The sequence below is a fragment of the Chlorogloeopsis sp. ULAP02 genome (genome assembly GCF_038404745.2).
Classification (GTDB): Bacteria; Cyanobacteriota; Cyanobacteriia; order Cyanobacteriales; family Nostocaceae; genus Chlorogloeopsis.
Genome location: NZ_JAYKTT020000072.1, coordinates 20,244 through 32,504, shown reverse-complemented (window position 1 = coordinate 32,504; position 12,261 = coordinate 20,244). Strand labels below are relative to the sequence as shown.

Genomic DNA, 12,261 nt, shown 5'->3' with positions numbered 1-12,261 from the left:
CCTCTGCCCTTTTGGTTTTCGTAATTGCTGCTATCAGAGTAAAATTCCAACTGTAAATCATACTATCAATCAAAACATTTCTGAATCCTTAAAAATACTGGTAAAATTCAAAATTTTTGGATTAAAAAATGTAATATTACAGACTGATACGATGAGATTTGGAAATAATTAACTATTAAACGCAAGATATTGATTCAAAATTTCAACTGCTTGCTGTACACCGTTTTCTACATGAACTTTTTTACTCATTTCAATTGCACGAATTTGCATATTCTTGTCACTCACCACGGTTTTAATTGCCATCGCTAATCTTTGGGCTGACAATTGGTCTCTTTTAATCGATTGTGGCCCTAAACCTAACTCTACAATCCTTCTAGCCCAAAAAATATTGTCATCATAATAAGGAACAATGATATTAGGAATTCCAGCGCGTAATGCTGCATGAACTGTACCAAGACCTCCATGATGTACAGCTGCTGCTATTCTGGGGAACAGCCAATCAAATGGTACCCATTCAATCGGAAACACATCATCAGGGAAATCAACCTGGCTGCTCAAATCCTCTCCTACCAATAGAATTCCCCTTTGCTCCGTTATTTTTAGTGCTTCTAATACTAACTTGGTGAGTGCGATTGAGTCCCATCCTCCTTTGTTGCCAAAACCGATATAAATTGGTGGAGAACCAGCTGCTAAAAATTCCATCAATTCTTTGGACGGTTGCCAATCTTTATGTTTTTCTAAAAACCAGTAACCTGTAATATGAATCCAATCACCCCATTCAGATGGTTTTGGTAGAAACGAAGGACTATAACCGTAAATAAAAGGTAGCTTTTTCTGGTTCATCCAACGCACTATCCCTGACCAAAAAGGCAGAGGAGATAAGTTTAAAGTTTCCTGTCGCCACCTATTAATAGTTGGTCTAACAAATTGCCATAAAAGTTGATCGAAAAGGGGGTAACTCAACCAATTATATAAGCTTCCTAGAAACTTACCATCTGTAACATATGGATTAGGAAAATCATCGGTCTGATGATAGGGTTGCACACAAGCTGCATAACAGGGTATACCTAATTTCTCGGCAATATAATAGCTTGGATACGAAGCAGGACTAAAGATAATCACTTCTGCTTCTTGACAAACACGCCATAATTCGGGGAGTAAACCATCTTTTAAACTTCTCAATTGATTATATTGAGAGCTAATAACATGCAAAGGACGGAATTTCAAAATTGCATGAAAAGGATTTTCGTATTCATTCCAATCCATTGGAATACACGGAACCCCATAATTACTAACGAATTCTTGATACTCACTGAGAGTAGCCAGTTGTACTTGATGACCAGCTTGTTTTAACCCTAAAGCTAAGGCCACAAAAGGTATAACATCACCACTAGTACCCCATGTAACAATTATAATTCGCATATTTTGAGAAATTTTAACGATTATTTTTTCTGGACTTATATAACAATTCCTTTTGGCGTTTCAATGCCTCACGTTGCATTTGACCGCGTTGATGTGTCTGTTCTGACATAACTTGTACTTCTAAATTTTGGTTTAAATGTTCTGCCAGTGACTTAATAGTTGGATTCTGAAAAATTTCCACAACCGATAAATCTCGATGAAAAATTTCTCGTAATTTATTATTTACCTGCACAACCAGCAAAGAATGTCCACCAAGGTCAAAGAAATTATCATGAATACCTACTTTTTCTAGCTGTAGTACCTGTTTCCAAACTCTAGCGATTGATTGTTCTATCTCAGATTGAGGAGCTTGATAATCATTGGCTAATTCTGGACGCAAGTGATCCGGCGCGGGTAAAGCACGACGGTCTACTTTACCATTGGGAGTAAGAGGTAATGCTTCTAAAACTACAAAGGCAGAAGGAACCATATATTCAGGCAGTTTTTCTTTGAGAAAATGCCTTAATTCATTCACAGAAAAGGCTGAATTGTAATTAGTAACTATGTAAGCTACCAAACGTTTATCAGCGAGTGCATCCTCTCTTACAATTACTACCGTTTCCCGCACACTTGGATATTGGCTCAGTGTTGTCTCAATCTCTGCCAACTCAATACGGAAACCACGAATTTTCACCTGTGTATCAATCCGACCAAGGTATTCTAATTCGCCATTAGGTAAACATCGTGCCAAATCTCCAGAACGATAAAGGCGTGTTCCTGGTGTAAATGGGTTAGAAATAAATCTCTGTTGTGTTAGTTCTGGAAGATTTAGATAACCCTTTGTTAAACCTGCACCGCCAATATACATTTCACCCGAAACTCCGATTGGCACAAGTTGCTGATGTTGATCTAGCAGGTACACTTGCAAGTCAGGAATGGGAATACCAATTACACTTCTTTGTACCTGAGTCACATCTAGTTGAGTTAACGGGCAGTAAGTAACGTGTACAGTTGTTTCTGTAATGCCGTACATATTGACTAACTGTGGCGACTTGTCTCCATGCTGCTCAAACCACGGCTGCAAACTTTGAAGTTCTAAAGCCTCACCACCAAAGATCACATATCTAAGATTTTTTAATTTTTCAGCAGCTTTCACAGATTCATCAACCTGTATCAATTGGCGGAAGGCTGAGGGAGTTTGGTTGAGAACTGTCACCTTTTGTTGAGACAACAGCTCATAGAATGCCTGGGGTGAGCGGCTAACTTCGTAGGGAACTACCACCAAACGTCCACCGTGCAGCAAAGCACCCCAGATTTCCCACACCGAGAAGTCGAAGGCAATCGAGTGGAATAATGTCCACACATCCTGCTGGTTAAACCCAAACCAAGTATCAGTAGCTGCAAACAAACGCATAACGTTGGCATGATTGACTAAAACACCTTTGGGTTTACCTGTAGAACCTGATGTATAAATAACATAAGCCAAAGATGCTGCTGTCACTTGACTATTGGGATTATCTGTGGTTTGTGTCGCGATGATTTCTCCGTCTGTGTCTAGGCAGATCAATTGTGTTTGATCGTTATGTAATTTGTGGCTTTGTTTTTGTTGAGTCAGGATAAATCTCAACTGAGCATCTTCTAGCACAAAACGAAGACGCTCTGATGGGTAAGTAGGATCTAATGGTACATAAGCCCCACCTGCTTTGAGAATAGCTAAGATCCCAACCACCATTTCTAGGGAGCGTTCCATGCAGATTCCAACTAAGGTATCTGGTTTCACACCTAGATTTTGCAGGTAGTGAGCTAGTTGATTGGCTCGATTGTTTAACTCTCGATAGGTGAGTTCTCGGTTACCAAAAATTAGAGCGATCGCATCTGGTATTTTTTCTACTTGTGCTTCAAACAAGTGATGAATGCAAGCTTCTTGAGGATAATCAACCTGGGTGTTATTCCATTTTACTAGTAGCGTTTGACGTTCAGCAGCTGTCAATATTGGTAACTCAGAAATACGCTTGTTGGAATGACTAACTATACTCTCTAGTAAGGTTTGGAAATGCCCTACCATTCTCGACATAGTATTTGCATTAAATAAATCGGTGCTGTATTCTAGCGTCCCGATCAATCCTTCTTCGCTATCTATCATTGACAGAAGTAGATCAAATTTTGCTGTCCCAGTATCAAGTTCCTCAGTTTTCCAGATACTATTTGATGCAGGATTTTGAAGCACAAACATCACCTGGAACAGTGGGTTATAGCTGAGATCCCGATTTGGTTGTAACGCTTCTACTAGCTTCTCAAAGGGTAAATCTTGGTAAGTATAAGCATCAATTGCCATCTTCCGCACTCGTCCCAACAATTCTATAAATGTGGGATTTCCTTCTAGATTGGTACGCAATACTAAAGTATTGACAAAACACCCAATTAAGTGCTTGAATTCGGCACGATTGCGGTTGATTATTGGTGAACCGACAAGAATATCTTCTTGCCCTGTGTAGCGGTAAAGCAAGGTTTGAAATGCCGCTAACAAGGTCATAAATAAAGTAGCTTTCTCCCGTTGACTTAACTGTTTGATGGCTTCAGTTAAAGCTTTGGGCAATACAAATTTTTGCTGCGATCCCCGAAAAGTTTGTATTGGCAATCTGGAATAGTCAGTAGGTAGTTGCAGTATAGGTAGATTTCCGCCTAATTGCTGCTTCCAATACGCTAAATGCTTTTCTATCACTTCACCCTGCAACCAATTCCGTTGCCAATACACAAAATCAGCATACTGTACAGGAAGTTGAGGTAGACGGGAGGATTTATCATCAGCAAAAGTTTGATAAATCGCAGACAATTCTTGAACTAGTACCTTGACTGACCAACCATCACCAATCAAATGATGCAGTGTCAAAATTAAGATTGACTGCTCTGCTTGCAAGTGCAGCAGTTTTGCCCGTAACAAAGGCGCTTGTCCTAAGTTAAAAGATGACTGAGCCTCTTGCAAAGATAACTTTTGTACTTGTATTTGTTTTTGTTCATCGGCCAAATGACATAAATCAACTTCTGGTAAAGTTAATGTGACTGCATCTGCAACTTTTTGGATAGGTTCTCCATTGACTACCTCAAAACTTGTCCGCAAGATGTCGTGTCTTTGAATAATTTTGTTGAGGCTGCGAACCAAGGCAGGCACATTCAAACTTCCTGTCAAATGAATAGCTACAGGAATGTTGTATGTAGCTATTCCAGGTTGCAGTTGATTGATAAACCACAACTGCTGTTGAGTAAAGGTAAGTGGATGTTGGCTAGTAGTTGTCTGTGCTCTAGATATAGGTAGGTATTTACTAGTCAAGTTGCTGTTAACTTGGTTTAGTATTTGGGTTGTTAACTCAGCAATACCAGCACCTTCAAATAAGTCTGCTATACATATAGTGACCCCAAAATCAACCTCAATCCGGTTTTTTAACTCAAATACTTTGAGGGAGTCTAGACCAAAACTACTCAAAGGTTGAATACTGTCTACCTGGCAAGGCGTTACCTTCAATACTCTTGCTACCAGTTTTTGTAAATAGGAATTTAATAACTGCTGCCTTTGTTCTAGTTCTACTGCTAGTAATTCTGTACGTGTCAGACAATCTTCTGTTACCGTTGTCTGGGAAATTTCCAAAACACTGCTACCAATAACCTCTAATTTATCTGCCAAAAATGCTGTCTTGGTAGCTCGACGTTGAATTTTACCACTAGAAGTTTTGGGAATGGTGCCAGCTTTAATTAAGACGACTGCATATACTTGTACTTCATGTTCTTGTGTAATTGCTTGGCGAATAGCCGCAGTCACTTCTTCAAGATTAGGTTTGGCACGAAATTCTAATTCGTGTACAACTACCAAACGTTCTTCTTTTTCTACCTCTACAGCAAAGGCTGCAACACTCCCTGTACGTAATGTTTTGTGGCTACATTCTGCGGTAAGTTCAATGTCTTGTGGGTAGAGATTACGTCCCCTGATGATAATTAAATCTTTCGCTCGTCCAGTAATAAAGAGTTCGCCATTATGCAAAAAGCCTAAATCCCCAGTTCGTAAAAATGGCCCTTCTCCTGTATCTTGTAGGTAAGCGTGGAAAGTTTGTTCTGTTTCCTCTGGTCGGTTCCAGTAACCATGACCAATACTAGGGCCACAAACCCAAATTTCTCCAACTTGGTTGGGATCACAACGAGTTAAGGTTTCTGGATTGGCAATTACTATCTGCTGTTGTGGTATAGCTTGACCGCAACCAACTAATGTAATTGAGTTATCTGCGTTAGCAACTGTATCAATTATATAATCGCGTTCTAAAGCGTTTTTTTGCAGAATCTTGCTCTTTATTAACGCATTCTTGACACTACCAGATACCATCAAAGTAGCTTCTGCCATGCCATAGCAAGGATAAAAAGCTTCTGGATGGAACCCACATTCAGCGAAGGTAGCTGCAAACTTCTCTAGAGTCTCGTGACGAATTGGTTCAGCACCGTTAAAAGCGACACTCCAACTGCTTAAATCTAAGGTTGAGCGTTGTTCGGGGGTAATTTTCTCAATACACAGTTCATAGGCGAAGTTGGGAGCGCCACTGGTAGTTCCTCCATAACGAGAAATTGCTTGCAACCAACGATAGGGACTTTGGAGAAAAGCTGCTGGCGGCATCATGATACAAGGGAAACCGCCATATAGAGGTTGCAGTACGCCACCAATCAATCCCATGTCATGATAAACAGGCAGCCAAGTGACAAACTTACTGCTGGAGGTATGTTCCATATATTGGCGCGTTACCTCAGCATTGTGGAGCAGGTTGCCATGACTGAGCATTACACCTTTAGGTGTGCCAGTAGAACCAGAGGTATATTGTAGAAAAGCCAGTGTGTTTGTGTTGATGAGAGGCTCTTGCCAATCTTCTTCTATACCGGAATCAAGATTATCAGTGGCTAGCCACTGAATGTTATCTAGATCAAGTTTACTAGCGAACAAAGATTGTACCTGAAACAAAATACCAGTTGTAGTCAGGATGATCGCCGCTTGTGCATCTTCTAAAATTGCTAAAATTCTGGGGGTGTTGCGTCCATTGCGTGGTGGATAAGCTGGAACTGCTACGACACCAGCATACAGACAACCAAAAAAGGCGGCAAGATACTCCAAACCTGGTGGATAAAGTAGTAATGCACGTTCACCACTTAAACCTATTTTTTGGAGCTCAGATGCGATCGCTCGACTGAATCTATCTAGCTGTTGATATGTCAGGCGATCGGTTTCTGTTTCTCCATCGCTTAAGAATGTATAACTCAGTTGTTCGGTCTGTACGTTGCTTCTATAACGTAAAAGTTCAACAACAGTAGAAAATTTGCAAATGCCTTCAAAGGCATTACTGTTCTGAGTATTCTTATTTTCAGGCATTGAAATGCACACCTAATTCTGGAATGTCACTGTAATACGTGGTGTAACCGAAGCTGTGCCGACGATTTGTAGATTTCCTGACCACATTAGATTCAAGCACAGTCTTGGTTTAGCTTGAGCTTGGCTGTCTTTAGGAGATTATCAGTAAGACCTCTCTCATACAGTTTTGCAATTTATTCTCAATATTACCTATATCACAATTAATGCTAATAATTCTCCATTACTTTTTTCTTAACAAAACTTAATTATCTGATTTTGATATATTAACTAATTTAGATTTTTGGCAAAAAACCTTATGAATATAACTGTTAGATACTTTTTATTGAGTGGGGTATTGCTTTTCTAACCGCATTAATGGCACCATATAGCATCTACGTAAATCTCGCGTTTGCCATAAAAGCATATATCTAAAATATCTTATACCTAGTACAATTATCTTATTAAAGTTATTTTTTATACAAGTTGTTTTTTGCTTCCAATATTAAATGTTGAAATGCTTCTAAATTTATTGAGAGGTATATGCAAAAAAAATATTTTATTGAGTCAATTTTTGATAATGTAATAGTTCAATCTGGAGCAAACTAGTGCTAATAAATTTTAATAAGTAACTAGCAAATACATCAAGGTATTAACAGGTTTTAAATGACGTATGAGGAAGTTAATGAATCCAGTTTTACTATTCAGAAACCTTGTACTTACAGGTTCGTTTACTTTGTTATTAGTAACTCCTGCTTGGAGCAAAGAAGTACAAATTTCTGAAACACAGCAACAGAGAACTAATCGGGACGCTATTTCTACAAAAACTACAACTCAACCACATCTAGCCGCGAAAAAGACGTTACCGCACACAAGTAGAAATTACCAAAAGCTAGTTCAAGCAGCAGAAATTATACAAGTTACCGGAGTCAAACTGAATTCAGTCGATAAACAACTGGAAATCATTTTAGAAACGCCTCAAGGAGAAAAACTGCAACCTCTTAGCAAAAGTGAGGGTAACAGTTTTATTGCAGATATTCCTAATGCTCAATTGCGTCTACCTAGTGGTAATGTATTTAGTCAAGAAAAGCCATTTGCAGGAATTACAACAGTTACTGTAACTAACTTGGATAGTAATACAATCCGAGTTACTGTCACTGGCGAAGCTAGTACGCCAAAAGTTGAGTTATTTGATGGCAATGAGGGTCTTATTTTTGGAGTAGCGCCGACTACCACTGCCCAAATTCCATCAATACAACAACCCCCTAGCGAGACACCTCAAACACAACCAACGCCACCAACACAACCTCCTAGTGAGACACCTGAAAAACAAGAACCAATTGAATTAGTTGTGACAGGCGAACAAGATGCATATTTTGTACCTGAAGCATCGGCAGCCACTAGAACAGATACACCAATTCGCGACATTCCCCAATCAATTCAAGTAATTCCTAGACAAGTTTTAGAAGATCAACAAGTTATTCGGCTGACAGATGCAATTCGCAACGTTAGTGGTGTTGTAGAAGGTGATAATTTTGCAGGAACAGTTGACAACTTCAATATTAGAGGCTTTGATTTTACTTCTACCTTTCGAGATGGTTTTAGAGACACTGGCGATAACTTGCGAGAACTTGCCAATATTGAGCAGATAGAAGTCCTCAAAGGGCCGGCTTCTGTGCTATATGGAAATGCTGAACCAGGAGGAATCATTAATTTAGTAACGAAAAAACCTCTGAATATTCCTTATTACTCTGGTGATTTCTCTGTTGGTAGCTACAGTTACTATCGTTCTGCTATTGATTTGTCTGGGCCGCTCAATCTAGACAATACATTGCTATATCGACTGAATACTGCTTATGAGAATACTGGTAGTTTCCGGGATTTTGTCAGTAGTGAGCGATTCTTTTTTGAACCTGTATTTGATTTAAAACTAGATGATCGTACGAACTTACTGTTTAATGTTAGTTATGTCAACGACGAGCGCACATTTGATCAGGGTATAGTTGCTTTTGGTCGAGGGATTGCTGACATTCCGACCAGTAGATTCTTGGGTGAACCGGGAGATGAACGTACAGTAGAAGAGGTAAATGTTGGTTATCGCCTAGAACATCGCTTCAATGACAACTTAACGCTTCGTAATGCCTTTCGCTACACTTCAAATAATAGTTTTGATTACCGCGCACAACCTCTAGAACTAGACGAAGAAACAGGTGAATTATCACGCAACTTCCGTTCCAATAATGATTACTTTGATAGATACTCTCTACAAACAGACCTTGTTAGTAAGTTTACAACGGGTTCAATCGGACACACACTCTTATTTGGACTGGATCTTGCACGAGAAAATCGGGATGGTTCACAAAGCCGGCTACCTGAGGGACTAACTCCATCTATAAACATCTTTGACCCGGTTTACAACGTTATTTCCAGACCGGCACTTTCTGAACTCACTGATGTAGTTCGAGATGGTAAGTCTACGACTGAGACATTAGGTGTTTATTTGCAAGACCAGATAGCATTTTCAGACAATTTTAAGTTAATGCTGGGTGGTCGTTTTGATATTGTTGACCAAAACCAGTTCGATCGGCTCTCGGATACTCGTACCCTTCAGTATGACGAAGCCTTCACTCCTCGAATTGGGGTTGTTTACCAGCCAATTCAACCGATTTCACTATATGCCAGTTATAGTCGCTCCTTCGCCCCAAATTTTGCCCAGCGTGCTGATGGTACATTTTTGTCACCTGAACGCGGAACTCAATATGAAGTGGGGATCAAGGCAGATTTGAATCAAAAACTTTCAGCAACTTTAGCTGCTTACGAAATTACTAAAACAAATATTGCTACCACCGATCCCAATGACCCTGATGGTTTTAGCATTCCAATTGGAGAGCAGAGAAGTCGAGGGATTGAACTAGACATATCTGGGGAAATTTTGCCTGGATGGAATATTATTGCCGCTTATGGTTACACAAATGCCGAAATTACGGAAAGTAATGATTTGAGGGTAGGTTCTAGAGTTCCTAAAGTACCCGAACACAAAGCTAGTCTGTGGACGACTTATCAATTTCTCCAAGGTAATTTGAAAGGTTTAGGTTTTGGTTTGGGACTATACTATCTTTCAGATAGAGTCGGTGGTGATATTCCTAGTGATGATTTTGACGATACTTTCACGTTGCCTAGCTATCTGCGAACAGATGCTGCAATTTTTTACAGACAAGACAATTGGAGAGCTGCCATCAATATCGAAAACTTATTTGGTATCAGGTATATTGAGTCATTTAACTTTGGCAGAAATACAGTTATTCCAGGCGCACCGTTCACAGTGATAGGGACAATTTCGTTTGAATTTTAGTCAACACTATTAGGGGCCACTACTTTGTCGTTAAACTTATAGACGTGTAGAGGCTTTCTATTACTTCATTAGTAGTGTGAAGGCAGAAGGAAGACAAAGCATGAGAATCAAGCGTCCTGTCAAAGTGTTTTTGCTAGGAATGGTTGCTATCGTTTTACTTTGGGTAATTCATAGTTATCATTTTCAAAATCAGCAATTTCAAACTGATAGGGCTTCAACTTACTCTGAATTACCAGTAGCCGCCACAAAAGTGGTTAAACATGCTTTTGGTGAGGTAACAATTCCCGTCAAGCCACAACGAATTATTGTATTAAATGATATCAGCCTTTTAGATCCAGTATTATCTCTTGGGATCAAACCAATTGGTACAGTATCTTATTTACCACAATACGATTTTTTATTTCGTGGTGTGACTAATGCGGAAGCAGCAGGTATTGAGATAGTTGGTATCGGCAATCAGCCTATTTTAGAAAAAGTTCTTTTGCTCAAACCAGATGTAATTCTGATGCGGGAATATCAAAGGAGTTTATATCAACAATTATCGGCGATCGCACCCACAGTAGTCATTGACTTACCTAGTCTTAATTATTCTTTTAAAGAAAATCTCCGCTTTATAGCTCAAGTACTAGGTGAAACAGAAAAAGCAGAACAAGTCATTGCTCAATACTATGAGCGAGTTAAACAATTACAACAACTAATGGGTGAGCGTCTAAAAAAGATAGAAGTATCAGTAATTAATGTTTTTACAGATGGTATTATCGCTACTTATTCAGACAATGAAACCTATAATCAAGTTTTGCAAGATATTGGTATACCCCTGATACCTGCACTCGCAAAACAAAAAGAAACAAGCTTATTTTTGAATATCGAGGTATTAAATAAGTATGACGCTGATATTTTATTTGTTATGAGTGAAAGTAAGAATGCAGCGCTATCTTTTTCTCAAAATCCACTTTTATCTACACTCAAAGCTGCTAAAAATCATCGAGTGTATACAGTTCAACAAGATAGATGGTGGACATATGGCTTTTTGGGTGTGAATAAGCTACTTGATGATTTATTTAAATATTTAACTTAGTAATTGATATTTAAGTAAAGTTAATTTTGAATGATGAAAGTATCTAATTTTCAAAGAAAATGAGTATGCAGGATAGGAGTCAAAAATGCGAGCAAAAATCCGAGATACAGAGCTTTTCTTTGACGTAGAAGGTTCTTCTTTAGTAGTAGATGGCGATCGCATTCACACCAAACCAGTCGCCTTTTTGGTTCATGGCGGCCCTGGTGCAGATCATACTTCATATAAACCTGCTTTTTCTCCTCTTGCTCAAAAGCTACAACTAGTCTATTTCGATCATCGGGGACAAGGACGTTCTGCCCGTGGACTCAAAGAAACTTACACTCTAAATAATAATGTCGAGGACATGGAAGCGCTACGCCGTTATTTAGGACTCGATCAAATTGTTGTGATTGGGACTTCCTATGGCGGTATGGTTGCTTTATCTTATGCAGTTCGCTATCCTCAGCACATATCGCATTTAATTGTAATTGCCACAGCAGCTAGTTCCCGCTTCTTACAACGAGCTCAAGAAATTTTGGTACAACGGGGAACCGAAGAACAAAAGAAAATTGCTCAAAAACTGTGGGATGGCTCCTTTGAAAATGAAGAACAACTGCGAGAGTATTTTAAGATTATGGGGCCGATGTATTCGCTAACGTACGATCCTCATGTATCTGGTAAAAATTGGGATCGGGCAATTCTATCGGTTGATGCCATTAATGTTGCCTTTGGTGGTTTTCTACGTAACTATAATTTACTTGATCAATTACACAAAATTACTACACCTACCTTAGTTATTGGAGGACGACATGACTGGATTTGTCCTCCGGAATTTTCTGAGGAGATAGCTCAAGCAATTAAGAATGCTGACTTAAGAATCTTTGAAAATAGCGCTCACTTGATTCGGGCAGATGAAAAAGAAGCGCTGCTAGATGCGATCGCTGGTTTTTTAGTCTATAAAAGCTAGCACTTAAGAAAAATACACAACACAGTCAAAATAATTATTTGTAGGATGGGTAGAGCGTAAGCGTCATACCAATTTTGGATTTGGGATTTTGGATTAAAACCATTGATTAG

The 12,261-nt window shown here is 39.1% G+C and carries 5 protein-coding genes; 3 read left to right on the top strand and 2 right to left on the bottom strand.

Annotated elements, in window-relative coordinates:
• Positions 1 to 168: 168 nt before the first annotated feature.
• Positions 169 to 1,422 (bottom strand): glycosyltransferase, encoded by a 1,254-nt coding sequence (locus U2718_RS25460; RefSeq protein ID WP_342002880.1) that lies wholly within the window; start codon positions 1,420 to 1,422, stop codon positions 169 to 171.
• Between the two features lie 13 nt (positions 1,423 to 1,435).
• Positions 1,436 to 6,799 (bottom strand): amino acid adenylation domain-containing protein, encoded by a 5,364-nt coding sequence (locus U2718_RS25455; protein WP_342002879.1) that lies wholly within the window; start codon positions 6,797 to 6,799, stop codon positions 1,436 to 1,438.
• A 661-nt stretch (positions 6,800 to 7,460) separates the two neighbouring features.
• Here U2718_RS25455 and U2718_RS25450 point away from each other — a divergent pair.
• From U2718_RS25450 to U2718_RS25440, 3 genes are all read left to right on the top strand, one after another.
• Positions 7,461 to 10,127, top strand: coding sequence for a TonB-dependent receptor (locus U2718_RS25450; protein WP_342002878.1), 2,667 nt, complete (start codon positions 7,461 to 7,463; stop codon positions 10,125 to 10,127).
• 100 nt (positions 10,128 to 10,227) lie between these two features.
• Positions 10,228 to 11,205 (top strand): iron-siderophore ABC transporter substrate-binding protein, encoded by a 978-nt coding sequence (locus tag U2718_RS25445; RefSeq protein ID WP_342002877.1) that lies wholly within the window; start codon positions 10,228 to 10,230, stop codon positions 11,203 to 11,205.
• Between the two features lie 85 nt (positions 11,206 to 11,290).
• A complete protein-coding gene (locus tag U2718_RS25440) occupies positions 11,291 to 12,151 on the top strand; it encodes an alpha/beta fold hydrolase (protein WP_342002876.1) in 861 nt (286 codons plus the stop codon).
• Positions 12,152 to 12,261: the final 110 nt, after the last annotated feature.

What these genes read in the sequence shown, in the direction of transcription:
- U2718_RS25460 (WP_342002880.1), bottom strand. Translation starts at nt 1,422, where the DNA reads ATGCGAATTATAATTGTTACATGGGGTACTAGTGGTGATGTTATACCT.
- U2718_RS25450 (WP_342002878.1), top strand. Translation starts at nt 7,461, where the DNA reads ATGAATCCAGTTTTACTATTCAGAAACCTTGTACTTACAGGTTCGTTT.
- U2718_RS25445 (WP_342002877.1), top strand. Translation starts at nt 10,228, where the DNA reads ATGAGAATCAAGCGTCCTGTCAAAGTGTTTTTGCTAGGAATGGTTGCT.
- U2718_RS25455 (WP_342002879.1), bottom strand. Translation starts at nt 6,799, where the DNA reads ATGCCTGAAAATAAGAATACTCAGAACAGTAATGCCTTTGAAGGCATT.
- U2718_RS25440 (WP_342002876.1), top strand. Translation starts at nt 11,291, where the DNA reads ATGCGAGCAAAAATCCGAGATACAGAGCTTTTCTTTGACGTAGAAGGT.